This window comes from Pseudomonas sp. NS1(2017) (assembly GCF_002269425.1).
GTDB classification, from domain to species: domain Bacteria; phylum Pseudomonadota; class Gammaproteobacteria; order Pseudomonadales; family Pseudomonadaceae; genus Aquipseudomonas; species Aquipseudomonas reactans.
On the sequence record NZ_CP022960.1, the window covers coordinates 424951 to 449791 of the forward strand.

At 60.3% G+C, this 24841-nt stretch carries 18 protein-coding genes; 10 read left to right on the forward strand and 8 right to left on the reverse strand.

Features of this window, described 5'->3' with window-relative positions:
- Window positions 1-88: 88 nt before the first annotated feature.
- Together CI807_RS02015 and CI807_RS02020 are read left to right on the forward strand one after the other, a co-directional pair.
- Window positions 89-1114, forward strand: a complete 1026-nt coding sequence (locus CI807_RS02015; protein ID WP_095013586.1) for a hypothetical protein — start codon at window positions 89-91, stop codon at window positions 1112-1114.
- A gap of 116 nt (window positions 1115-1230) precedes the next feature.
- A complete protein-coding gene (locus CI807_RS02020) occupies window positions 1231-2664 on the forward strand; it encodes a glycosyltransferase family 39 protein (RefSeq protein ID WP_095013587.1) in 1434 nt (477 codons plus the stop codon).
- A gap of 15 nt (window positions 2665-2679) precedes the next feature.
- On the opposite strand, the gene CI807_RS02025 is transcribed toward CI807_RS02020, so the two are convergent.
- Window positions 2680-3168 carry a TIGR00645 family protein gene (locus CI807_RS02025; protein WP_005791582.1) on the reverse strand — a complete coding sequence of 163 codons (489 nt, stop codon included), beginning with the start codon at window positions 3166-3168 and terminating at the stop codon, window positions 2680-2682.
- A gap of 166 nt (window positions 3169-3334) precedes the next feature.
- Here CI807_RS02025 and CI807_RS02030 point away from each other — a divergent pair, with 166 nt between their 5' ends.
- Window positions 3335-5158 (forward strand): hypothetical protein, encoded by a 1824-nt coding sequence (locus tag CI807_RS02030; protein ID WP_095013588.1) that lies wholly within the window; start codon window positions 3335-3337, stop codon window positions 5156-5158.
- Window positions 5159-5161: 3 nt separating this feature from the next.
- Here the strand turns inward: CI807_RS02030 and CI807_RS02035 are convergent, their stop codons facing one another.
- Both CI807_RS02035 and CI807_RS02040 read right to left on the reverse strand, forming a co-directional pair.
- Window positions 5162-5470, reverse strand: coding sequence for a hypothetical protein (locus tag CI807_RS02035; protein ID WP_016976784.1), 309 nt, complete (start codon window positions 5468-5470; stop codon window positions 5162-5164).
- A 216-nt stretch (window positions 5471-5686) separates the two neighbouring features.
- On the reverse strand, window positions 5687-8125 hold the full coding sequence (locus CI807_RS02040) for a Lon protease family protein (RefSeq protein ID WP_010206665.1): 2439 nt from the start codon (window positions 8123-8125) through the stop codon (window positions 5687-5689).
- A 267-nt stretch (window positions 8126-8392) separates the two neighbouring features.
- Here CI807_RS02040 and CI807_RS02045 point away from each other — a divergent pair, with 267 nt between their 5' ends.
- The 4 genes from CI807_RS02045 to CI807_RS02060 all read left to right on the forward strand — a co-directional run bounded on the left by CI807_RS02045 (window position 8393) and on the right by CI807_RS02060 (window position 11933).
- Window positions 8393-8881, forward strand: coding sequence for a DUF3015 domain-containing protein (locus CI807_RS02045; RefSeq protein ID WP_016976782.1), 489 nt, complete (start codon window positions 8393-8395; stop codon window positions 8879-8881).
- Window positions 8882-8973: 92 nt separating this feature from the next.
- Entirely contained in the window at window positions 8974-10827 is a 1854-nt protein-coding gene (locus tag CI807_RS02050; RefSeq protein ID WP_095013589.1) for a DUF4105 domain-containing protein, read from the forward strand.
- Between the two features lie 190 nt (window positions 10828-11017).
- On the forward strand, window positions 11018-11374 hold the full coding sequence (locus tag CI807_RS02055) for a hypothetical protein (protein WP_095013590.1): 357 nt from the start codon (window positions 11018-11020) through the stop codon (window positions 11372-11374).
- A gap of 70 nt (window positions 11375-11444) precedes the next feature.
- Window positions 11445-11933, forward strand: coding sequence for a GreA/GreB family elongation factor (locus CI807_RS02060; RefSeq protein ID WP_095013591.1), 489 nt, complete (start codon window positions 11445-11447; stop codon window positions 11931-11933).
- Here the strand turns inward: CI807_RS02060 and gdhA are convergent.
- Together gdhA and ettA are read right to left on the reverse strand one after the other, a co-directional pair.
- A complete protein-coding gene (gene gdhA / locus CI807_RS02065; protein ID WP_095013592.1) occupies window positions 11930-13270 on the reverse strand; it encodes an NADP-specific glutamate dehydrogenase in 1341 nt (446 codons plus the stop codon). The two genes, CI807_RS02060 and gdhA, sit on opposite strands and share 4 nt — an antisense overlap.
- 246 nt (window positions 13271-13516) lie before the next feature.
- Window positions 13517-15181, reverse strand: a complete 1665-nt coding sequence (gene ettA, locus CI807_RS02070; protein WP_028618004.1) for an energy-dependent translational throttle protein EttA — start codon at window positions 15179-15181, stop codon at window positions 13517-13519.
- 159 nt (window positions 15182-15340) lie between these two features.
- On the opposite strand from ettA, the gene CI807_RS02075 reads away from it, so the two are divergent.
- The 3 genes from CI807_RS02075 to glyA all read left to right on the forward strand — a co-directional run bounded on the left by CI807_RS02075 (window position 15341) and on the right by glyA (window position 21323).
- Window positions 15341-15952, forward strand: coding sequence for a LysE family translocator (locus CI807_RS02075; protein ID WP_095013593.1), 612 nt, complete (start codon window positions 15341-15343; stop codon window positions 15950-15952).
- Between the two features lie 116 nt (window positions 15953-16068).
- On the forward strand, window positions 16069-19920 hold the full coding sequence (locus CI807_RS02080) for a bifunctional diguanylate cyclase/phosphodiesterase (protein WP_095013594.1): 3852 nt from the start codon (window positions 16069-16071) through the stop codon (window positions 19918-19920).
- A gap of 146 nt (window positions 19921-20066) precedes the next feature.
- Complete coding sequence (glyA, locus tag CI807_RS02085) at window positions 20067-21323, forward strand: serine hydroxymethyltransferase (protein ID WP_095013595.1); 1257 nt, start codon at window positions 20067-20069, stop codon at window positions 21321-21323.
- A 126-nt stretch (window positions 21324-21449) separates the two neighbouring features.
- Here the strand turns inward: glyA and yjiA are convergent, their stop codons facing one another.
- From yjiA to CI807_RS02100, 3 genes are all read right to left on the reverse strand, one after another.
- Window positions 21450-22409, reverse strand: coding sequence for a GTPase (gene yjiA, locus CI807_RS02090; RefSeq protein ID WP_095013596.1), 960 nt, complete (start codon window positions 22407-22409; stop codon window positions 21450-21452).
- A 150-nt stretch (window positions 22410-22559) separates the two neighbouring features.
- Window positions 22560-22757: a YbdD/YjiX family protein gene (locus CI807_RS02095; protein WP_016976771.1), complete on the reverse strand. Its 198-nt coding sequence runs from the start codon at window positions 22755-22757 to the stop codon at window positions 22560-22562.
- Window positions 22758-22772: 15 nt separating this feature from the next.
- Complete coding sequence (locus CI807_RS02100; protein WP_028618009.1) at window positions 22773-24839, reverse strand: carbon starvation CstA family protein; 2067 nt, start codon at window positions 24837-24839, stop codon at window positions 22773-22775.
- Between the last annotated feature and the right edge of the window lie 2 nt (window positions 24840-24841).

Consider the following 24841-nt stretch of genomic DNA (forward strand, 5'->3'; position numbering starts at 1 on the left):
TACTGAGCGTGGCACCTGCCCTCTTGGACTCCCCCGCACTTCCCATTACCCTGCTCTCCTCTATCAGACATCCGGAAGTCCGATACCCGTGTTCAAGCCACTCGCCGCTCTCGCCCTCGCCTGCACGCCTCTACTTGCCACCGCCGCCGACCTGGCCGGTGTCTGGACCGGCACCTTGGGCAAATCCGCGATCACCGTCTGTTTCAATGGAGCCCACGGCGCCAATGGCAGTTACTACTACCAACGCATTCTCACGCCCATTCAACTGACCCAAGCCAACGCCAGCGAGCCCTGGGTGGAAGAAGGACAAACCGGTTTCTGGCAGTTGGACGACCCGCAAGGCGATACGTTGACCGGCACCTGGAGCAAAGCCATTGGCGGCAAAAGCCTGGCGCTGATGCTCAAACGCGCGGACACGGACAGTTGTGCCAGCGACACCTATAACAACCCGCTTGAGGCCACGCCGCCTGCGGTGAAGGTCGAGAAGAAGACCTTCGCCGAACACGCCTATCAGGTGAAGACCCAAGGCGGGCAGGTGATCCTGAAACTCGAGGGCGATGGGGAAGCCATCGATAAGATCAACCGGGATCTCGCGCGCATGGCCATCAATCCGGACGGCCAGACCGATTTCTATAGAGAGCGGCGCAACTCACTGGACCAAAGCGGCAGCACCAGCACCAGCGAGATCACGGTGGAACCGTTCTACTGGTCATCGCACTGGATCACCGTGCGTTTCTATCGCTGGTCAGCGGGTTACGGACGCGGGAGGATCAGTTGGGGCCTGCACAGTTGGAACCTGCAAACCGGTGAAAAAGTCGACCCCTGGACGTGGCTGGGCGGCCATGAGCAATGGGACACGCCCTACTCGGGCCAGGTCAAACTGCCGGCCGCTTTCAGCACCTGGTTGGCCAAGCAGACCACCACGGACGAAGGATGCCCGGCCGTGACCAGCTATTCCTCGTTCGACTTGAGCTTCAACACCCAAGGGCTGCAACTGTCGACACCCGCTCAGGGCGATGGCTGCGATAACGAGCTGAGCTTCACTTGGGAGCAACTGCAGCCCGTGCTGAGCCCGCAAGGTCAAGCCGCACTGCCTAGCTTGATGGCTCCCTGACCGACCTTACAAAAATCCAACACTCGTTCACGAAATATTCAGAAACGTCCACGGATACTAGCCCATTGCAATGACCGTTCCCCCGGACGGTCCTCCTGCCTTGGTAGCCACAACCCATGACGCGTCCCGTCCCCCTGCTGCTTCTGCTTGCTGGTCTGCTGTTCTTCTTTGCCTTGGGTAACCATGAGCTGCAAGGCTCCACCGAAGCCCGCGTCGCCGGGATCGCCATGGCCATGCACCTGGACAATAACTGGGTAGTGCCCCAGTTGTTTCGCGAGCCCTTCCTGGAAAAACCCCCCCTGAGCCTGTGGCTCGACGCCGGTGCGATTCGCCTGTTCGGCGGCACTACCTGGGCCGTGCGCCTGGCCTCGGCGTTCGCCGGTTTATTCAGCGTGATGCTGCTTTACACCATGCTGCGCCGGTTCGGGCGTCCGCAGACGCTGGCGTTCAGCGCTGCGTTGATCCTGGCGACCATGGCCAGCTATTGGAGCAATGCGCGTGGCGTCGGTGAAGATTCGCTGCTCACCCTCGGCGTGACCACCGCGCTGCTGGCGTTCTACCAAGCCGTGCGACCTGATCGCCAGGGCTCCAGCACAGGCGCCTGGGCACTGTTTACCGGCGGTATGGTGATCGCCACCCTTAGCAAAGGCGTGCTGGGCCTGGCCATGCCGGGCATTGTGATTTTCGCGTACCTGGCCAGCACCAGCCTGATGGACAAACGCCTGCAGATTGGCAACTGGCTCAAGCCAGCGCTGTTTACCTTGCTGGCGCTGATACCGCTGGTGATCTGGCTGGGGCTCCTGTTCCAGCGCGGCGGCATGCAGGCGGTGGCCGAAGTGTTGCTGACCAACAGCGTCGGCCGGTTCAGCGGCTCGTTTGTCGAGGCCGGGCATTACGAGCCGTTCTACTACTACATCGCCAAGCTGCCCGAGGCGTTCCTGCCGTGGAATATTCTGGTGTACCTGGGTCTGTGGCATTTCCGCAAAAGCCTGGTGCGCAATCGCTACCACCTGTTCTTCAGCGTGTGGCTGGTGGCGCAGTTCACCCTGCTGACCCTGGCATCGAGCAAACGCACCGTTTACCTGATGGCACTTACCCCAGCCGCCGCCGTACTGGCTGCGGAATACGCACGGGTGCTGCTGGACTGGCTGAAAACCCACAAACCCGCGCTGCACAAACATCACAGAAGCGTGGTGGGCGGCGTGTTGACCCTGGCGGTGGGTTGCTACCTGATCGCCGCCTTCTGGTTCGCGCCCAAAGCCGACGTGCGCCAGTCATTCGTGCCAGTGATCAGTCAGGCTCAGGCTTACAAGGACGAAGGCAAGGAAGTGGCGCTGTTCCAGCCCAACGAACGCATCGCCGGGGCCAGCGTGTTCTACCTGCAGGCCTATTTGCCGATCCTGAAAACCGAGGCCGAATTGCACAGCTACCTCGGCGCCAAGCCTGGCAACGTTGCGTTGCTGGACCATACCAACGACCTGGCCACCCCGGTGAAGGTGATCAAGCAGATGTCGATCAACCGCCAGCCTTACTACTTCGTCGAGCAGTAAGGCCGGCGCGGGGCATCAGTGCTTGGTGAGCTTATCCAGGTAGCCCATGGCAAACGCCGAGACCACGAAGGTCATGTGGATGATCACGTACCACATCAGGTGCTGCGGATCGACGTTCTTGGCGTCCATGAAGATACGCAGCAGATGGATGGACGAAATCGCCACGATGGAGGCCGCCACTTTCATCTTCAACGACGAAGAGTCCATGGTGCCCAGCCAGTTGAGCTTTTCCTTGTTCTCATCGATATCCAGCTGCGAGACGAAGTTCTCGTAGCCGGAGATCATCACCATCACCAACAAGCCACCGACCAGCGCCATGTCGATCAACGACAACAGCAACAGGATCACTTCAGCTTCCAGCATCGTGAAGATATTAGGAATGACGTGAATGATTTCCTGGAAGAACTTCAGCGCCAGGATCAACAAGCCCAGGGACAGCCCGAGATAAATAGGCGCCAGCAGCCAGCGTGAGGCGTACATAGTATTTTCGATGAAGCGTTCCATGGGATCTCACACAGCTAGGCTAGAAATGGCGGCGAGTATACCAGCCGCCACAAGACAGCTGTAACCGCGAGAAAACTGACCTGTGCGGCATCTGTAAGAGAATTTTTCTGCTAGTGTCGAGCCCAATAACAACTCGGCTCGATGACGTCGGACAGGAAAAACTCAGATGATGGATGTGCGATCCCCTTTGGCCAGTATCGGCCTGTGCGCGGCATTGCTGCTGGCTGGCGGTTGCTCCCCCGGCGACGAGCAGAAACAGACCACCCTCGAAGAGAAAACCGCCAAGTTCGAACAATCCCTCGACAGCATCCAGGACCCCAAGCTGCGCGACGCCGTCGCCGACCTGGGCGGTTCGCTGCTGTTATTGGAACGGGCGCGGGTCAAGCTCGCCACCAAGCCCATCGAAGCCGAATACGGTGAAGACACCCTCGCCCTGCTCAAGCATTACCCCACGCCCCAGGCGCTGGTGGACACCTACATCAATGGCCTGTTCGTGCTGCGCAAGACCTCCCACTCCGACTATCTGACGGATTTACAGCCGGTCTTCCCCTTTAACTTCAACGTCCCCGACCAATTCCCTTTCCCCCACGGGCTGGAATGGCAGTCGGTGACCCTGAGCAACAACAAGGTCATCCCCTTCCAGCCGGAATGGTCGGAGACCGATCCGGGCATCCAACTGAGCCCCAGCAGCTCCAACTTGACCAACCCCGACGACCTGACGGTGACCTACCCGTTCATCGAGGGCATCGAGACGGAAAACAAGAGCCAGCCACAGCCTGTCAGCCTCAAGGGCACCGTTGAAGTGGTCGCACCGGGCAAAGTGTTGACGTTTGATCTGTCGAAAAAGGACGTGGGCCACAAGCGCACCGAAGGCAATATCACCCTCAACCTGGTTCTGCTGGAAAAGAACTACGCCGAGATCGAGCTGACCAACAGCCAACCACTGGCACCGGACGTCGGCGACGAATCGCCCAACCCTTTGCTGGTTCAGGCGCGGGACAGCACCGGGCAGTTTCTTACCCGCTCGGGTTCGATCAACGAAAGCAACGCCCAGGTCGCGTTCTACGAGAAACAACTGGCCGAGATGCAAAAGCAGAAGGCCTGGTCGGAAGCGTTCGAAAAACAGCTGACCGACGAGCAGAAAGCCTTCGAACACAAGCAAAGCAGCCATTACGCCAAGGTGTACTTCAATGGCGTGATCGACTCCCTGCAAGTCAACGTGTTGGATTTTTCCACCGCCACGCGCACCCGCAAAGACCTTGACCTGCCGGTGCTGCGCTTCGACAAGAACAGCCTGCAGAAAACCGTACAGGCCCTGCCGATGCCGGTCACCGTGTATGACGACAGCGCCGTCAGTTGGCTCAAAGACGCGAGCATGACCGAAGACCAGCTGAAAAACAGCGTCACCATCAGCCAGTCGGTCGAAGACGCCAGCGCGGCGCACATCGTGTTCGATCACCCGTTCACCTTCAACGACGACCTGGTGGGCAGCGAGCGCAACAGCAGCGAATCACCGGTGACCTTTTTCACCGCCGACGAAAAAGGCGAGCGCGGCGAGCCGATCGAGCTGCCGACCGAGGCCTTTGAGCTGAATCCGGCACGCGGCACGCTCACCTACGACCTCAACTTGTTCCCGGAAAACCCGGCCTTTGTGGTGGGTTCGATTCCGCTGTTTCTGGCGACCATCGAGAAGAACGAGATTGATGCAAGCAAGCTGCCCAAAGGACTCGAACTCAAGGACAACGCGCTGATCGTCGACCAGAAGGCCTTCCCCGCCGACAGTTGGCGCTTCTACGCCAAGGACGCCAGCGGCAATTACCTCAAGGAAATCCTCGGCGTCAGCCACCGCGCGGAGGAGTACGGCACGGCGATGTTTGACGTGCATTACTTCTACGGCCAGCCGACCACCCTGGAAAGCTACCAGCGCACCGACCTGAGCACTGTGCAATACGGCTTCGAGGTCAAACTGGACAAGCCCGAAAGCAAATAGCGTTCAGTGCCGGGTGTCACCATTAAGCTGTCGCAGATGGGCCTGCATGTGCAGGCACCAGATCTGCGGGTCAGCCGCCGTCTCGTAGCCGTGCTGGGTCAGGCTGTCCACGATGGATTCCAGAATATTTTCCGCCGCGAAGGGCCCGGGGAACGGGCCTTGGGACTTGATGGTGGAAGGTTGCTCACCGGTCATTCCGGCGGCAAACAACAACGTCCACATCCCGTTATCCCCCGCGAGAGGGCGAATGGAACATTCGATACGGGTGACCAGGCCGAAGCACTGGCGGGTGAGGCAAAGGTTGCGCGGCATGGCGGCGACCCTCGGTAGATCGGTGTTCAACCTGCGCCGGGGCGAGGCTGTTTCTATCCCGCGACTCCTGTGGATATCCCTTGAGCACAGAATAGAAGAAAACCACGACAAACCAAGGTTGTAGGGACCAACGGCCGTTGGCCCTACAATTGCGCCAAATTTGTGACGGTTCTGCTCGCCACAACAGCCCGCTCAGCCCAATACGCCACTACGTCATCAAGTCGGCTTGGCTTCGGCCAGCGCCTGTTGTGCCAGCTCCTTCTCCGCCTCCTTCAGGTCTTCCTCACTGATCATCTCGGCAATCGCGCGCAACCGCTCGACCACGCGCGCGTTCACCGTGCCTTCCGGGAATTGCCCCTCGGCATCCGGCTCACCGGCATCCTCGCCCACCAGCAGGCTCAGCGCCTCGTCGGCCTGTCGCACGGCATAGATATGGAATTGCCCTGCACGCACGGCCTGCAGCACCTTCTCATCCAGCATCAACGTGGCGACGTTGGCCTGGGGAATGATCGCGCCTTGCTCACCGGTCAATCCGCGCGCTTCACACAGGCGGAAGAAACCTTCGATCTTCTCGTTGACCCCACCCACCGCCTGCACTTCACCAAACTGGTTGATCGAGCCGGTGATGGCAAAGCACTGCTTGAGCGGCGTTTTCGACAAGGCCGAGATCAAGGTGCACGCCTCGCCCAAGGACGCGCTGTCGCCGTCCACATAGCCGTAGGACTGCTCCAGCGCGATGCTCGCCGAGATCGCCAGCGGGAATTCCTGGGCATACCGGCTGCCCAGGTAACCCGTGAGGATCATCACACCCTTGGAGTGAATCGGCTGGCCGAGGTTGACCTCACGCTCGATGTCGACAATGCCGCTGCCACCCGGATACACCGTGGCGGAAATCCGCGCCGGCACGCCGAAGGCCGAGTCACCGACTTCCAGCACCGTCAGCCCATTGCACTTGCCCACCGCCGCACCGGCCGTGTCGATGAGGATGACCCCGGCGAGCATGTCGTCGAGAATCCGCGCCGACACGCGCCCGGTGCGCGTGGCCTTGGCCTTGAGGGCGCGCTCGATATGGCCGGCATCGGTCATTTCGTCGCCCGCCAGGTGGCGAATGAAATCCGCCTCGCTGACCAACTGGAACAAGTCACCAATACGCGCCGACAAACGGCCCTGATGCTCCGCCAGCCGCGCGCTGTAAGTCGCCAACCGCGCCACCGCGTCCGACGTCAGCGGCGCCATGCCTTCTTCCGAGGTGCGGGTTTTAAGCAACTGGGCAAACTGCTCCAGGCTTTCGTCGACCATCGGAATGTCTTCGTCGAAGTCCACCAGTACGCGGAACATCTCCTGGAAATCCGGATCGGCGTCCTGCAACGCGTAGTACAACTGACGCGAACCGATGATGATCACTTTGACCTGCAACGGGATCATCTGCGGGTTGAGGGTCACGGTGGCCAGGCGGCCCAGTTCGCCCAGCGGTGATTCCATCTTCAGTTTGCGCGACTGCAGGGAACGCTTGAGCGCGTCCCACACAAACGGCTCGCTGAGCATTTTCTCGGCTTCCAGGATCAGGAAGCCGCCGTTGGCACGGTGCAGCGCGCCCGGACGCAGCTGGCGATAAGTGGTGTAGAGCGCGCCCTGGTCGGTGCTGTATTCGATGCGGCCGAACAGGTTGTCGTAGGTCGGGTGCGGTTCAAACACCACCGGGGCGCCACCGTTGACCGGATGGCCCACCACCAGGCTTGGGCAATATTGTTCTTCCAGCAGCTTGCGCGCCTGGGCGTCGGTCTTGGCGTCGTCCACCAATTGCTCGACCACGGTCTTGAGCAGGTACACCTGCATGGCTTGCAGGTAACCGCAGACAGCGGCGTTTTCTGCGTACTTTTCCGACAGCGGTGCAAGCAAAGGCTGCAGGGCCAGGGTGATGGTTTCTTCGTTGAACTGACGCAGTTGGTTGTTCGACTCACGCTTCCACTGCGGCAGGCTGGCCAATTCTTCGTTGAGGCGTTCTTCCAGCTCGGAAATGTCCGTGTGGAAACGCTCGCGGTCGGCTTCCGGCAACTGCGAGAACTCGGCCTCGTCCAGCGCCTTGCCGTCGAGCATCGGCGTGAAGGCGATGTTGGTGCTGTCACGGTAGAGCGCCACGTCCTTTTCCAGGGCCAGGCGTTCGATCACGTCCAAGGCTTTGTCGTAGCGCTGGTTGAAGGCACGGTCGATGGCGCTTTTACGCTGTTGATAGGTCGGGTGTTCGAAGACCGCCGGAAAGGTGGCGACGAGGTTGTCGACCAATCCGTTGATGTCGTTGATAAACGCCGCCGCAGCGCCGCCGGGCAATTCCAGGGCGCGCGGTTCGCGAGGTTCATCGAAATTGTTCACATAGACCCAATCCGCCGGGGTCTGCAGGCGTTTGCCTTCGGCTTTCAGGTAGCGTTTGACGAACGAAAAGCGGCCGGTACCGGGCTCGCCCATGACAAACACGTTGTAACCGGGGCGTGGCATGGCCACACCGAACTGCAAGGCTTCAACCGCACGTTCCTGGCCAAGCACACCGCGAAAGGGCTCCAAATCATTGGTGGTCGAGAAGCTGAACTGTTCAGCGGAGAAAGGGCGAGTCAGCGCTTCGGGCGCTAGACGCAAGCTGGCAGCAACAGGATCAGGCATCGGGCTTCCTTACATCAGGCGGGGCAGATGACGGCATTCTGGCTCCCGGTTGCGCGCTCTGGCAAGGCGCGCTTTCGGGAAAGCATAGACGTGGGATGCGACCTGCAGAAATATCGCGACATCGCTGATTGTTTTATAAAAATACACGGAACCCTTGGAACGTGCCTAAACTCCAAACTGCGCGGGTTGGACTAATAACTGGCCCCTAGGGCGCTGCGACGCGCCTGAACCCTTGTCCATTGGTTTGCACACAAAGAGAACAAAGCTATGAAACGGATCCTTCTTGGTACTCTCTTCACCGTCGTCTCCCTCAATGCAATGGCAGAAGCACCAGGTGGCCCGAACTGCGGTTGGGGCAACATGTTGTTCGAAGGCCAGCGCGGCACGCCAGCTCACTTCCTGGCTTCCACCACCAACGGTACGTCGGGTAACGCCACCTTCGGCATGACCTCGGGCACCAACGGCTGTAACACCAACAGCGCCCTGACCTACGGCGGCAAGTCCTGGATTGCCATGAATGGCATGATGAACGAGCTGTCCGAAGACATGGCCAAAGGTAACGGCGAAGCGCTGACTACCTACGCCGTGGTACTGGGTGTGGCACCGGAAGATCGCGAGCACTTCGCGGCCGTGACCCACGAGCACTTCCAGCAGATCTTCAGCAAGGCTGACGTGACCGCTGACGACGTGCACAACAACACCATTGCGGTACTGAAAAGCGATGCCCGTCTGGCGAAATACGCGACCCAGGCTTAAGCTCGACCCGCCCGCGCCTACCCTGGCGCGGGTTTTTATTTTGGACCCGCCTCCCCTTTGGGTCTCTTTTATATCCGACTTAAGTTGCCCCTATGCTCAAACGCTTTGCCTGGATGGCACTCTTCGCCTGCGCCCCGCTGTACGCGGCCCCGCACCTTGATGATCAACGTTTGCAGCAATTGGCCAATGATCCGTTCTGGCTTTCGCTTGGCCATTACGAAGCCGGCAAGATCAGTGGCTGGCGCAGTTATGTCAGCGACAAAAAGTTCTTCCTCGCGCCCGATGGCGCCCACCACCCGGACGCCGAGCTCAAGGCCACCGTTGATGCGCTCTACGCACCGGCCAGCCTGGGTGAAAAACACGCCCAATGCGTTTACCCCGCTCGGACCCGCTGGCTCAAGGATCAGTTGCACCTCACTGACCTGCCTGCCGTGGACTGCACAGAATTCAAGCAATGGTTCAAGGACGTCGCCCCCCATAGCGCGGTGATGATCTTCCCGGCGGCCTACCTCAACAGCCCGTCGTCGATGTTCGGCCACACGCTGCTACGCATCGACCAGGCCGACGTGCAAAGCAACAACACTGCCCTGCTCAGCTACGCGATCAACTTCGGCGCCTACATCGAAGGCTCCGATAACAGCATTCTTTATGCCTGGAAAGGCCTGATGGGCGGTTATCCCGGCCTGTTCGCCCTGGTGCCTTATCAGGAGAAACTGTCGGAATACCGCAGCCTTGAGAACCGCGACCTGTGGGAGTATCGCCTCAACCTCACGCAAGTCGAGACCGAGCGCATGGTCGAGCACGTGTGGGAGCTCAAACAGATCCAGTTCGATTACTTCTTCTTTGACGAAAACTGCTCCTATCGCCTGCTGGAATTGCTGCAAGTGGCGCGTCCCGGCCTGCGCCTGACCGAACAGTTCCCTCTGACCGCCATCCCGACCGATACCGTAAAGGCCGTGAAAGACGCAGGCCTGGTAGAAAAAATCGACTACCGCCCTTCCCGTGAACGCGAATTGCTGGAGCGCGCCAAGCCGCTGGACAGCGACGAGCAGCAATGGGTATTGAAGGTCAGCGACGACCAGAAGCAATTGCAGGACCCCGCTTTCAAGGCCATCGCTAAAGATCGCCAGGCCCTGATCATTGACGCCGCCTACCGCCTCGGCCGCTACCGCGCCAACGGCCTGGAGCGCGACACCGCCCGCTCCCAGCGCAGCTTCGAATTGTTGCGCGCGATCAACCAGAACCCGGCGCCCGACCTCAAGATCACTCCACCCGGCCTGCCGGAAAACGGCCATGAATCACGCACCTGGCAAGCCGGCATCGGCACCCGTGGCGACAAGGCCTTCGGTGAATACGGCCTGCGCATGGCCTACCACGACCTCAACGACAACGCCGAAGGTTTCCCCCTGGGCGCGCAGATCGAAATCCTGCAAATGAAACTGCGCCAGTACGAAGGCAACCGCTGGCAACTGCAGCAACTGGACCTGGCCACCATCCGCTCCCTGACCCCACGCAACGCCCTGTTGCAGCCGTGGTCATGGCAAGTCACCGGCGGCCTGGAACGTGTACCGGGCAAACACGACGACGAAACCCTGGTCGCCCACGTCAACGGTGGCGCCGGCGGCACCTGGCAACTGAGCGACGACATGCTCGGCTTCGCCCTCGGCACCGTGCGCGTGGAGCACAACAACGACTTCAACGAAGCCATCTCCCCCGCGGCTGGGTTCAATACCGGCGTGCTGTGGAAAAACCCGTTGGGTAACCTGAGCCTGGAAGCCAAGGGTGATTTCTTCACCAATGGCGAGGTGCGTCGCAGTATCAGCCTGAACCAGCAGTGGGAATTGTCGCGCAACCTCGGATTACGTCTGAGCGCTCAACGCGAATACAGCCACCTGTCGACGCCGGTAAATGAAGTGATGCTGGAAGTGAAGTGGTACCACTATTGACCACAGGACCTGTAGGAGCCGGCTTGCCGGCGATCGCATCACCTCAGGGCAACTGATACACCGAGGTGCCTGCATCGCCGGCAAGCCAGCTCCTACACAACAACAGTATTCTCACCTCCCTTTCACAGCTCCCCGACAAATCCCCTTCTAGACTCTCCCTATCAGCCGTGAAACGGCCAGGGAGTACGCCATGTGGCGGTCTGCGGTATTGCTGTGTGTGGTGATGTGGTTGGCCGGCTGCCAATCGACCCATGAGGAGTTGCTGGCCAACGGTTACCCACCGGCCTTTGCCGACGGTTTTGATGATGGCTGCAGCAGCGGTCGCCAGGCGGCTGGCGTTATCAGCGGGGAGTTTCGCAAGAATGTGCCGCGTTATCTGAAGGACCGTGAATACGCCGAAGGCTGGGAAGACGGTTTCCGTCAGTGTAAGGCCATGCGTGAGAACGAAGAGTTGCGTGACTACAAGGACAACCACTGGGATGACCGTGAGCGCGCCTGGCAACAGGAGAAAAACCGCGACGCCGCCAGGGCTTATCGTTCGCAATAGGTCGTTTCCAGACATCCAGCGAAACTAAAGCGCGGCGACCATGGCCCAAACTCCAGAGAGGGAGAACGTCATGAGTCGAGCTTTTGTAAATGAGGACAACGCTGCCGCCCAGGCTGATCAGCCGGTGGAACGTCAAGTCAGTGAGCAGCCCAATCGCCTGACTGCGCAAGGATTGGCGCAATTGCAGGCCAAGGTGGCGCAGTTGCAGCACGAGCACAGCCTTGAATCCGCCAAGGGCGATAAACAGCGCCAGGCCGACCTTGAGCGGGATCTGCGCTACTTCAACCAGCGGGTGCACAGCGCCCAGGTGGTCGCGCCGGCCACCTCCACCGATAAGGTGCAGATCGGCAGTTGGGTGACCTTCGCCAATGAACAGGACGAACAACAACGCATCCAGTTGGTCGGTGAAGACCAGGCCGATGCGAGCGCAGGCCTGATCAACTGGGGCTCGCCCCTGGGCCGCGCCTTACTGGGCGCCCAGGTCGGCGACGAAGTGCTGTGGCAGCGCCCCGTCGGCGATCAGTTGATCGAAGTGCTGCGGATTGAGCCCGAGGTTTAGACGATGCCTTGGGCCAGCATCGCGTCGGCGACTTTGACGAAGCCGGCGATGTTCGCGCCTTTCACGTAGTTGATCCGACCGTTTTCTTCTTCGCCGTAATGCACGCAGGCATGGTGGATCGACTGCATGATGTTGTGCAGCTTGCTGTCCACTTCACCGGCGGTCCACAGCAGGCGCATGGCATTCTGCGACATTTCCAGGCCACTCACGGCCACGCCGCCGGCATTCGACGCCTTGCCCGGCGCGAACAGGATGCCCGCCTCGATAAAGATATCCACAGCCTCAAGCGTGGTCGGCATGTTGGCGCCTTCGGCCACGCAGACACAACCATTGCGCAGCAAAGCGCGAGCGGCGTCGGCATCCAGTTCGTTTTGAGTCGCACAGGGCAATGCGATATCGCAGGCCAGTTCCCATGGGGTCTGGCCTTTGCGGAACTCCAGGCCAAAACGCTCGGCCAGTTCGCTGATGCGGCCGCGCTGGACGTTTTTCAGCTCCAGCAGGGCCGACCATTGCTCTTCGGTCAAACCGCTTTCGGCGTACAGGGTGCCTTCGGAGTCGGACAGGGAAATCACCTTGCCGCCCAGGTCCATGACTTTGCGCGCAGCATATTGCGCCACGTTGCCGGAGCCGGACACCGCCACACGCTTGCCTTCCACTCGCTGGTTGTTGCGCTTGAGCATTTCTTCGGCGAAGTACACGCAGCCGAAACCGGTGGCTTCCGGGCGGATCAGGCTGCCGCCGTAGGTCATGCCTTTGCCGGTCAACACGGAGGTGAACTGGTTGCTCAGACGCTTGTACTGGCCGAACAGGAAGCCGATCTCACGAGCGCCCACGCCGATATCGCCAGCGGGCACGTCCACGTCCGCGCCGATGTGGCGATACAGCTCGCTCATGAAGGCCTGGCAGAAGCGCATGACTTCAGCGTCGCTCTTGCCCTTGGGATCGAAGTCCGAGCCGCCTTTGCCGCCACCCATGGGCAGCGAGGTCAGGGAATTCTTGAAGGTCTGCTCGAAGGCGAGGAACTTCAACACGCCGAGGTTCACCGAGGGATGGAAGCGCAGGCCACCTTTATACGGGCCGATGGCGCTGTTCATCTGGATACGGAAACCGCGATTGACCTGGACCTTGCCATGATCATCCACCCACGACACCCGGAAGGTAATCGCGCGCTCCGGCTCGCAGATGCGCTCCAGGATGCCCGAGGTCAGGTAGTGAGGATTGGCTTCCAGAAACGGCCACAGACTGCGTAGGACTTCTTCTACGGCCTGGTGGAATTCCGGCTGGTCCGGGTCGCGTTTCTTGAGGCGGGCAAGGAAGGATTCGACGGATTCGATCATGGAAAGTCTCGGCAAATTTCTAGTTGTTAACGGAGATTGAGCCGGACTTTATCAATTCATTCCGCACTGCGACAGGGCAAAATGTCGCCTTTGTGAATTTAAATGGTGCGTTTTATATAACTGTATCCAGTTTTAGCGGCTTTTATGCACCCTTTCAGGGATTCAAATCAAACCGCACGCACCATCAAATTCCAGACAAAAAAAACGGAGCCCGAAGGCCCCGCTCTTTCAAACCACCGACCCGAATCAGGCCAGTTTTTTGTGACGCACACGGTGCGGCTGGGCAGCAGCGTCGCCCAAACGTTTTTTACGGTCCGCTTCGTACTCGGTGTAGTTACCTTCGAAGAACACCGCTTGCGAGTCATCTTCGTACGCCAGGATGTGGGTCGCGACGCGGTCAAGGAACCACCGATCGTGAGAGATCACAATGGCGGCGCCCGGGAAGTCCAGCAGCGCTTCTTCCAGGGAACGCAGGGTTTCAACGTCGAGGTCGTTGGACGGTTCGTCGAGCAGCAGGACGTTGCCGCCCTCTTTCAGGGTCAGGGCCAGGTGCAAGCGACCGCGTTCACCACCGGACAGGTCCTTGACGAACTTCTGTTGGTCGCCGCCCTTGAAGTTGAAACGGCCGACGTAGGTACGCGACGGGATTTCATAGTTGCCGATGCGGATCTGGTCGGACCCATCGGAAATCTGCTGGAACACGGTCTTGCTGCCATCCAGGTCTTCACGGCTCTGGTCCACACAGGCCAACTGCACGGTTTCGCCGACTTCGATGGTGCCCGAATCCGGGGTTTCCTTGCCCATCAGCATGCGGAACAGCGTGGATTTACCCGCACCGTTACCACCGATTACGCCGACGATCGCGCCTTTTGGCATGGAGAACGACAGGTTGTCGATCAGCACGCGGTCGCCATAGCCTTTGGAAACGTTCTTGAACTCGATGACCTTGTCACCCAGGCGCGGACCGGCCGGGATGTAGATCTCGTTGGTTTCCGAACGCTTCTGGAATTCCTGCGATTGCATTTCTTCGAAGCGTTGCAGACGTGCCTTGGATTTGGACTGGCGGGCCTTGGCGCCTTTGCGCACCCACTCCAGTTCTTCCTTCATGGCTTTTTCATGGGCCGATTGTTGCTTGGATTCGGCGGCCAGACGGTCGGACTTGGCTTCCAGCCAACCGGAGTAGTTGCCCTCGTAAGGGATACCCGCGCCACGGTCGAGCTCGAGGATCCAGCCGGCCACGTTGTCCAGGAAGTACCGGTCGTGCGTGATCGCGACCACGGTGCCTGGGAAGTCGTGTAGGAAGTGTTCCAGCCAGGCGACGGAATCGGCGTCCAAGTGGTTGGTCGGTTCGTCGAGCAGCAGCATGTCAGGGGCCGACAGCAACAGGCGGCACAGGGCCACACGACGTTTTTCACCACCGGACAGGAATTCGACCTTGGCATCCCACGCTGGCAGGCGCAGTGCGTCGGCGGCGACTTCCAGTTGGCGCTCCAGGTTGTGACCGTCGCCGGCTTGCAGGATGGCTTCGAGCTTGGCCTGTTCGGCGGCCAGTTTGTCGAAGTCGGCATCTTCTTCAGCGTAAGCCGCGTAGACCTCGTCCAGGCGCGCCTGGGCGTTCTTGATCACGCTGACGGCTTCTTCAACCACTTCACGCACGGTCTTGGTCGGGTCCAGGATCGGCTCTTGCGGCAGGTAGCCGATGTTCAGTTCTGGCATCGGGCGGGCTTCGCCTTCGAACTCGGTGTCGACGCCGGCCATGATTTTCAACAGGGTGGATTTACCCGAACCGTTGAGGCCGAGCACGCCAATCTTGGCGCCAGGGAAGAAGGACAGCGAAATGTTTTTCAGGATTTCCCGCTTCGGAGGGACAACTTTGCCCAGCCGATGCATGGTGAAGACGTATTGAGCCAAAATGTGGACCTCATAAAAGTAAGAACAGGCCTACGTAGCGTCATGGCGCTGTACATAGTGTTGCGAATCCTCAAGGTTAACCTAAGTGACCGAGCGTATCGAAGCCTATCTGTTAGATTAGCCGGCCAAAACCCTCAGGGGTTCCAGGAGACACCCTTCATGCTTGGCGTCCTATCCGCACTCGGGCTACTGCTATTAATGCCGGGGCCCACCAACACGCTGCTGCTGCGCTCGGGGTTACTCGTAGGATTCCGGCGCGCCTGGCCGCTGAGCCTGCTGGAATGCCTGGCCTACCTGACGCAGATCTCCTTTTGGGGCTACCTGCTCGGCCATATCGGCGACAACGCGCCCTGGGGCCTGAAGCTCATGCAGTTCGCCTCGGTCTGCTATTTGATCAGGACTTGCTACCTGCTGTGGTGCCATCCCGACGAAACACTCCACACCGAGCCGGAGGCACGGGTCTCCACGCTGAGTTTCTTTTTGCTCACGCTGATCAACCCCAAAGGATTGCTGATCGTGTCGTTTATCGTCCCGATGCAGACGTTCGCAGACTTAAACCTGTACGTGCATTTCGTCGCGCAGTTCACCGCCGTTGTGATACCGGTGGGCTGTGCCTGGGTGCTGCTGGGGGCCCGCATCAAACGCGGCGGATACGCGTGGTTGACGCCGCACACCATCAACCGCACGGCTTCTGTGGTTATCAGCCTGTTCACGCTGGCGATCCTGACGCGGCTGGCGGACAGCCTGATCCATACCAGCGGCGCTCTTTAGTGCCCGCCAGGCAGGGCTGGCACTTTGCCACAAGTCAAGGCATGCTAGCCGCCCTCCGGGCGTCCGGCTTATAGTGCACGTCGCGCGCCAGTCCAGCCAAACCGCAGGATCACAGCTTGTCCAAAGTCACGCCGCCAACTCCCCTGCGCGCCGCTCATATAGCGCCGGGAGCGCCCCTGCACGGCACCCTCAAAGGCGCATTGGCGACGCTCGTCCTCATGTTGCTCGCGTTATTGTTCTGGCAGTTGCTCGACCAGTTGCAGCAAAACCAGAAGAACCAGCAGCAATACACCATCGACTACAGCGCCGACCTGGCTGAACAAATCAGCCTGAACATGGCCCTCAGCGCGAAAATCGCTCTGAACCTGCTGCCGATGGTCGAGCCGCCGCGTGACAGCGAACAGCAGCAGGCCTTGATGCGCACCTTGCAACGCTCGCTGCCCGAGCTGCGCAGCGTCGCCCTGCTCGCCCCCAGCGGCGCAATGATCAGTGACAGCGCCACCGACAGCCAGGACGCCGCCTGGCTGGCAGAACTGGTGCAACGCAGCCACGCGCAGTCCTATTACCTGAGCAACAGCAACGACGGCACGATCATCTATCTGTTGCTGCACCAGCCCAGCGGCGGCTCGCGGATGTACTGGGCGCTGCGCCTGGCGCCCAACTACCTGAGCAACCTCACCCGCCAGGACGGCCAGGGTCAGCGCCCGCTATGGGTGATAGAGAATCGCATCAACCACCGGGTTGTCAGCCGAGACAGCGGCATGCCGGCGCAGTGGGCGTCCGCACTGACCCCGGACGAGCTGAATAAAAGTGTATTGGTCACGCCCTTGAGCAAAAGCGATTGGCAACTGCGTGGGCTGTTCGACCGCTCCGCCGTGTTGGAACAACTGCTGCCGGCATTCATTGGCAAATGCCTGCTGGGCCTGGCGTTCTCGCTGATCCCGGTGATCGTGCTGCTGAACATGCGCCGCCGCCAGCGCCAGGTGCATGAAGGCCGCCGGCGCTACCAGGACATTTTCGAAGGCACCGGCGTGGCCCTGTGCGTGCTCGACCTGTCGGGCCTGAATGCATTCTTTGACAAGACCCGATTGGAGACCCGCGAGCAACTGCACGCCTGGCTGCAGGACAACCCCGACGAACGCCAGCAACTGCTCAAGGAACTGCGCATCACCGAGGTCAACCAGGTGGCGGTGCGCCTGCTGAACGTGGGGTCCTGCGAAGAAGCCTGGGAACGCCTGATCGATGACTGCCCGCGCAATGCCACCTCCATCGGCTACCAGATACTTGAGGCGGTACTGACCCAACAGAACCAGTTGGAACTGGAAATCCAGCTCAAGGACGTGGCTGGCAACGAGCAATACCTGTGGCTGGTGATGCGCTTGCCGGAGCAGCAGGACGACTTCAAGGCAGTGATCCTCAGCATCAGCGATATCACCAGCCGCAAGTTGATTGAGTTGTCGCTGGTGGAGCGCGAGAGCTTCTGGTCGGACGTAGTACGCACCGTGCCTGACCACCTGTATGTGCAGGACGTGATCAGCCAGCGCATGATTTTCAGCAACCATCATCTGGGCCACACCCTCGGCTACAACAAGGCCGAACTGCAGCAAATGGGCGAGTACTTCTGGGAAATCCTGCTGCACCCCGAAGACGCCGAGCATTATCACGATTTGCGCCAGCAGCAGCGCCAGGTCGGCTACACCACCCAATTGCAATGCCAACTGCGCTTTCGCCACCGCAACAACCAATGGCGCCGCTTTGATATCCGCGAGCAGGCCCTGGCCCGCGATAAGACGGCGCAAATCACCCGCATCATCGGCGTGGCCAAGGACATCACCGACCAGATCGAGGCCAGCGAATCCCTGCGTGACAGTGAACAGCGCTACCGCATGCTGGCCGAAAGCATCAGCGACGTGATCTGCTCCACCGACAGCCAGTTGGCCCTCAACTACATCAGCCCCTCGGTCAACGCCGTGCTCGGTTATGACGTGGACTGGGTGTTCAAAAATGGCTGGCAGTCGATCATCGCCAACCCGCAGCAACTGACCGGCATTTACAGCCTGATGGAACAGGTCAGCCGTGCGCTGGGCGATCCTGAAGCGCTGAACCGCCTGCGGGATGAGATCCAGACCCAGTTGTTCCTGTTCGACTGCCTGCGCGCAGATGGTCGCAAAGTGCCGATCGAGCTGCGCCTGGTGCTGGTGTGGGACGAACACGGCGCCTTCGAGGGCATCCTCGGCGTGGGCCGCGACATCAGCCAGCAACGTCGTGCCGAGAAAGACCTGCGCATGGCGGCCACGGTTTTCGAACACTCGACCTCGGCGATCCTGATCACTGACCCCGCCGGTTATATCGTACAGGCCAACGAGGCGTTCAGCCGGGTCAGTGGCTATGCCGTCAGCGATGTGCTCGACCAGTTGCCGAATATGCTCACCGTCGACGAACAGCAGGAAGCCCACCTGCGCTACGTGCTCAAGCAGTTGCACCAGCACAGCACGTGGGAAGGCGAAGTGTGGCTCAAGCGGCGCAACGGCGAGCATTACCCGGCGTGGGTCGGCATTACCGCCGTGTTCGACGATGAAGGCGACCTGGCCAGTTATGTGTGCTTCTTCAGTGACATCAGCGAGCGCAAGGCCAGCGAGCAGCGCATCCACCGCCTGGCTTACTACGACGCCCTAACCCACCTGCCCAACCGCACGCTGTTCCAGGACCGCCTGCACACCGCGTTGCAGTCGGCCGAACGGCAGAAGTCGTGGGTGGTGCTGATGTTCCTCGACCTCGACCGCTTCAAACCGATCAACGACTCCCTGGGCCACGCCGCCGGCGACCGCATGCTCAAGGAAATGGCCACGCGCCTGCTGGGTTGCGTAGCCGAAGACGACACCGTGGCGCGCATGGGCGGCGACGAGTTCACGCTGCTGCTGCAACCGCGGATCAGCCGTGAAATGGCGCTGAACCGGGCGATTCATGTGGCCGAGCAGATCCTTGCCAGCCTGGTGAAGCCGTTCGTGCTGGAAGGCCGCGAGTTTTTTGTCACCGCCAGTATCGGCATCGCCCTGAGCCCCCAGGACGGCAACGAGCTGAGCCAGTTGATGAAAAACGCCGACACCGCGATGTATCACGCCAAGGAACGCGGCAAGAACAACTTCCAGTTCTACCAGGCCGACATGAACGCCAGCGCCCTGGAACGCCTGGAGCTGGAAAGCGACCTGCGCCACGCCCTGGACCAGAACGAATTTGTGCTTTATTACCAGCCGCAGTTCAGCGGCGACGGCAAACGCCTGACCGGTGCCGAAGCCCTGCTACGCTGGCGCCACCCGCGTCGTGGCCTGGTGCCGCCGGGGGACTTCATCCCGGTGTTGGAAGAGTTGGGCCTGGTGGTAGACGTCGGCGATTGGGTGATCAGCGAAGCCTGCCGACAGCTCAAGACCTGGCACCAGAACAAGGTGCGCGTGCCGAAAGTCTCGGTGAACATCTCGGCGCGACAATTCTCCGACGGCCAGTTGGGCACCCGTATCGCCACCATCCTCAAGGACACCGGCCTGCCGCCGGCGTGCCTGGAGCTGGAGCTGACCGAAAGTATCCTGATGCGGGAAGTCAACGAGGCCATGCAGATCCTCGACAGCCTGAAAAACCTCGGCCTGAGCATTGCGGTCGACGACTTCGGCACGGGCTATTCGTCGCTCAACTACCTCAAGCAATTCCCGATCGACGTGTTGAAGATCGACCGAACCTTCGTTGACGGCCTGCCGTCAGGCGAGCAAGACGCGCAGATCGCCCGCGCCATTATCGCCATGGCCCACAGCCTGAACCTGGCGGTAATCGCCGAAGGCGTGGAAACCCATGAGCAGTTGGACTTCCTGCGTGAGCATGGCTGCGATGAAGTGCAGGGCTACCTGTTCGGGCGGCCGATGCCGGCGAATCGGTTCGAGGCGCAGTTCAGTAACGATGCCCTCTTCATGTTCGACTGAAACCCTGTGGTGATGGCGGCCGTACCATCACCGCCTATCCCCAGATGAGCCCCGCTTATCCGCGACATGATGTCCTTTCATATGCCATCTAAAACCCATTGGGTTAGAATGCCTTCCTTTTCTGCCCCCGATCCTTGAGGACCGCCATGTTCAGCCGTGATTTGACTATTGCCAAGTACGACGCCGATCTCTTCGCCGCCATGGAGCAAGAAGCCGTGCGCCAGGAAGAGCACATTGAGCTGATCGCTTCGGAAAACTACACCAGCCCAGCGGTGATGGAGGCTCAAGGTTCGGTCTTGACCAACAAGTACGCCGAAGGTTACCCAGGCAAGCGCTACTACGGTGGTTGCGAGTACGTCGACGTGGTTGAGCAGTTGGCCATCGACCGTGCCAAAGAACTGTTCGGCGCCGATTACGCCAACGTCCAACCGCACGCCGGCTCCCAAGCCAACAGCGCCGTGTACCTGGCCCTGCTGCAAGGCGGCGACACCATCTTGGGCATGAGCCTGGCCCACGGCGGTCACCTGACCCACGGCGCCAGCGTTTCCTCCTCCGGCAAGCTGTACAACGCAGTGCAATATGGCATCAACACCGACAACGGCCTGATCGACTACGACGAAGTCGAGCGCCTGGCGGTTGAACACAAGCCAAAAATGATCGTGGCCGGTTTCTCTGCCTACTCGCAGATCCTGGACTTCCCACGTTTCCGCGAAATCGCTGACAAAGTGGGCGCGTATCTCTTTGTTGATATGGCTCACGTTGCAGGGCTGGTCGCCGCTGGCGTCTACCCGAACCCTGTGCCTTACGCTGACGTCGTGACCACCACGACCCACAAGACCCTGCGCGGTCCACGTGGCGGCCTGATCCTGGCTCGCGCCAACGCCGACATCGAGAAGAAGCTGAACTCCGCTGTATTCCCAGGCGCCCAAGGCGGCCCGCTGGAGCACGTGATCGCCGCCAAAGCGATCTGCTTCAAGGAAGCCCTGCAGCCTGAGTTCAAGGCTTACCAGCAGCAAGTGGTCAAGAACGCCCAGACCATGGCCAGCGTGTTCATCGAGCGCGGCTTCGACGTAGTCTCCGGCGGTACTGAAAACCACCTGTTCCTGCTGTCGCTGATCAAGCAGGACATTTCCGGTAAAGATGCTGACGCTGCCTTGGGCAAAGCCTTCATCACCGTGAACAAGAACTCCGTGCCGAACGACCCACGTTCGCCGTTCGTCACCTCCGGCCTGCGCTTCGGTACTCCGGCTGTGACCACGCGTGGTTTCAAGGAAGCAGAGTGCAAGGAACTGGCTGGCTGGATCTGCGACATCCTGGCTGACCTGAACAACGAAGCCGTGATCGACGCGGTGCGTGAGAAGGTCAAGGCCATCTGCAAGAAGCTGCCGGTGTACGGCGCGTAATAAAAAGAAGCCCACTGTAGGAGCGAGCTTGCTCGCGAAAAACGTCAACGATAACGCGTGCATCCTGAATGCACGCGGAGCCTATACGTTCTTCGCGAGCAAGCTCGCTCCTACAGGTGGGCTTTTTTATGCCTGATAGACGCGCTGGAAACCTTCGCGAATCTTGTCTTCCGGCAGTTCATCGGCAATAAACACAATCACACTCTCCCGCGCCTCACCCTCTTCCCACTCGGTGTCCCAATCAAAGCCGTAGAGCTTGAGCACGCCCTGGAACACCATGCGGCGGTCTTCCCCGGCAATGTTCAGCACGCCCTTGTAGCGCAGCAGTTGCTTGCCGTGGTCTTCCAGCAGTTCATTCATGAACTCGCTGAGGCGATCGATATCCAGCGGCTGGTCGGTGCGCAGCACCAGGCTGGAGATACGGTCGATGGACGGCGCAGCGCGCACCGGGCGCAGGCTCATGCCAGAGTTGAGGTTGAAACCGCGCACATCGAGCAGTTCAGCCAGGTCGATGTTGCCATGGTCCACCACGCGGATCGGCGCACGGCGGTTGATGCGGGTCAGGCGTTCACTGAGTGCATCGAAGGTGGCGTCATCCACTAGGTCGCGCTTGCTCACCAGCAGGCGGTCGGCAAAACCGATCTGGGCCTGGGCGATGGTCTGGGTCAGGTGGTGCTCGGCGTGGGCCGCGTCTACCAATGTGATGATGCCGTCGAGGATGTAGCGTTCGCGCAGTTCCTCGTCGATAAAGAAGGTCTGGGCCACAGGGGCCGGGTCGGCCAGGCCGGTGCACTCGATCACCAGGCGGTCGAAGGCGATCTCGCCGCTGTCCAGGCGTTCGAGTAGCAGGTAAAGGGCTTTGGTCAGGTCGGTGTGGATGGTGCAACACACGCAGCCGTTGGACAGGGTCATGACTTGCACTGGCTCTGCGCCCAGCAGCTGGGTGTCGATACCGGCGTCACTGAATTCGTTTTCGATCACGGCGATCTTAAGGCCGTGCTCGGCCTTGAGCAGGTGGCGCAGCAAAGTGGTCTTGCCGGCGCCGAGGAAGCCGCTGAGGACGGTGACTGGGATGGGAGAGGACAAAGAGATTCTCCTGAAAAATGGGGCGCAAAAACAACTGTAGGAGCGAGCTTGCTCGCGAAGAACGTCAACGATAACGCGTGCTGTCTGGATGCACGTGCTGTCCTTGGGTTTTTCGCGAGCAAGCTCGCTCCTACAGGGCGTTGCGTTAACTCAACAGCACTTGGGCCCACCCTTGCCGCCGTAACGGGCTTCCTGGCGTTCCCGGAAGAACGCCTTGTAGTCCATCACCGGCTTGTCCGGGTGTTTGGTTTGCATATGCTCGACGTACGTATCGTAGTCGGGCATGCCGACCATCAGGCGCGCGGCCTGACCGAGGTATTTACCGAGGCGATTGATGTCATTGAACATGGTTGCAATCCTCGATCACGCGTCCGGAACAGCCTGGAACGGGGCTTCTTTATCCGTACGTTCTTTGTTGCCCCAGGCGGCGACGCCGACCTTGAGCGCATAGAACAGGATGCTGAACACCACGAACAGGAACAGCGCCGTCAGCGTTGCGTTGGTGTAGGCGTTCCAGATCACGTGCTGCATCTGGTCGATGCTCTTCGCCGGGGCGAGGATCTGGCCGTTGGCCAATGCATCGCTGTATTTCTTCGCCAGCGACAGGAAGCCGATCGCCGGGTTGGCGTCGAACAGCTTGATGAAGCCCGCAGTGGTGGTGCAGATCAGCAGCCAGACAGCCGGCAGCATGGTCACCCAGATGTAGCGCTGGCGTTTCATTTTGATCAGCACAACGGTGGCCAGCATCAGCGCGATACCTGCCAGCATCTGGTTGGAGATACCGAACAGCGGCCACAAGGTGTTGATGCCGCCCAGTGGGTCGATCACGCCTTGGTACAGCAGGTAACCCCACATCGCCACGCAACCCGCGGTCGCGATCAGGTTGGCGGTCCAGGACTCGGTGCGTTTCAGCGCCGGCACGAAGGAACCCAGCAGGTCTTGCAGCATGAAGCGACCGGCACGGGTGCCCGCATCCACCGCCGTGAGGATGAACAACGCTTCGAACAGGATCGCAAAGTGGTACCAGAACGCCATGGTGTTTTCACCCGGCAGCACACTGTGCAGGATCTGCGCGATACCGACCGCCAGGGTCGGTGCACCGCCGGCACGTGCCAGGATGGTGGTTTCACCGATGTCATGGGCGACGGCCGTCAGTGCTTCCGGGGTGATGGCAAAGCCCCAGCTGCTGACGGTTTGCGCCACAGTCACTACATCACTGCCTACCACGGCGGCCGGGCTGTTCATGGCGAAGTACACGCCAGGCTCGATCACCGAAGCGGCAACCATCGCCATGATGGCCACGAACGACTCCATCAACATGCCACCGTAACCGATGTAGCGGGCGTTGGTTTCGTTATCCAACAGCTTCGGCGTAGTGCCCGAGGAGATCAGCGCGTGGAAACCCGAGACCGCACCACAGGCAATGGTGATGAACAGGAACGGGAACAGACCGCCCTTCCACACCGGGCCGGTGCCGTCGATGAACTGGGTCAGGGCCGGCATTTTCAGCTCTGGCATGGTGACCAGGATGCCGATCGCCAGGGCGATGATGGTGCCGATTTTGAGGAAAGTGGAGAGGTAATCACGCGGCGCCAGGATCAGCCACACCGGCAGCACTGCGGCGACAAAACCGTAGCCGATCAGCATCCAGGTAATTTGAATGCCGGTGAAGGTAAAGGCCTTGGCCCAGACCGGGTCAGCGGCAATCTGCCCGCCCAGCCAGATCGAACCGAGCAGCAACAGCACGCCGATGATCGAGATTTCGCCAATGCGACCCGGGCGGATGTAGCGCATGTAAATGCCCATGAACATCGCAATCGGGATGGTCGCCATCACCGTGAAGATGCCCCATGGGCTCTCGGCCAGGGCCTTGACCACGATCAGCGCCAGCACCGCGAGGATGATGATCATGATCAGGAAGCAGCCGAACAGCGCGATGGTCCCCGGAATGCGGCCCATCTCTTCGCGAACCATGTCCCCCAGGGAACGGCCGTTGCGACGGGTGGACAGGAACAGGACCATGAAGTCCTGCACCGCACCGGCCAGCACCACGCCGGCAATCAGCCAGAGCGTGCCGGGCAGGTAGCCCATTTGCGCCGCCAGCACCGGGCCGACCAGCGGACCTGCACCGGCAATCGCCGCAAAGTGGTGACCGAACAGGATGTGTTTGTTGGTCGGCACATAGTCCAGACCGTCATTATTGAGCACTGCGGGGGTGGCCCGCCGTGGATCGAGTTGCATCACGTTGTTAGCGATGAACAGACTGTAGTAACGGTACGCAACCAAGTAGATGGCAACAGCAGCGACCACAATCCACAAGGCGTTGATCGCCTCGCCGCGGCGCAAGGCCACTACGCCCAGGGCGCACGCTCCTACGATTGCCAGCACCAGCCAGGGTAGGTGGCGTAGCAGGCTATTATTATTTTTCATTT

Coding starts and splice junctions, on each gene's coding strand:
- CI807_RS02040 (WP_010206665.1), bottom strand. CDS start 8,125: ATGCCTGATCCTGTTGCTGCCAGCTTGCGTCTAGCGCCCGAAGCGCTG.
- CI807_RS02060 (WP_095013591.1), top strand. CDS start 11,445: ATGAGTCGAGCTTTTGTAAATGAGGACAACGCTGCCGCCCAGGCTGAT.
- CI807_RS02100 (WP_028618009.1), bottom strand. CDS start 24,839: ATGAAAAATAATAATAGCCTGCTACGCCACCTACCCTGGCTGGTGCTG.
- CI807_RS02095 (WP_016976771.1), bottom strand. CDS start 22,757: ATGTTCAATGACATCAATCGCCTCGGTAAATACCTCGGTCAGGCCGCG.
- CI807_RS02025 (WP_005791582.1), bottom strand. CDS start 3,168: ATGGAACGCTTCATCGAAAATACTATGTACGCCTCACGCTGGCTGCTG.
- glyA (WP_095013595.1), top strand. CDS start 20,067: ATGTTCAGCCGTGATTTGACTATTGCCAAGTACGACGCCGATCTCTTC.
- CI807_RS02045 (WP_016976782.1), top strand. CDS start 8,393: ATGAAACGGATCCTTCTTGGTACTCTCTTCACCGTCGTCTCCCTCAAT.
- CI807_RS02050 (WP_095013589.1), top strand. CDS start 8,974: ATGCTCAAACGCTTTGCCTGGATGGCACTCTTCGCCTGCGCCCCGCTG.
- CI807_RS02055 (WP_095013590.1), top strand. CDS start 11,018: ATGTGGCGGTCTGCGGTATTGCTGTGTGTGGTGATGTGGTTGGCCGGC.
- gdhA (WP_095013592.1), bottom strand. CDS start 13,270: ATGATCGAATCCGTCGAATCCTTCCTTGCCCGCCTCAAGAAACGCGAC.
- CI807_RS02030 (WP_095013588.1), top strand. CDS start 3,335: ATGATGGATGTGCGATCCCCTTTGGCCAGTATCGGCCTGTGCGCGGCA.
- CI807_RS02035 (WP_016976784.1), bottom strand. CDS start 5,470: ATGCCGCGCAACCTTTGCCTCACCCGCCAGTGCTTCGGCCTGGTCACC.
- CI807_RS02075 (WP_095013593.1), top strand. CDS start 15,341: ATGCTTGGCGTCCTATCCGCACTCGGGCTACTGCTATTAATGCCGGGG.
- CI807_RS02020 (WP_095013587.1), top strand. CDS start 1,231: ATGACGCGTCCCGTCCCCCTGCTGCTTCTGCTTGCTGGTCTGCTGTTC.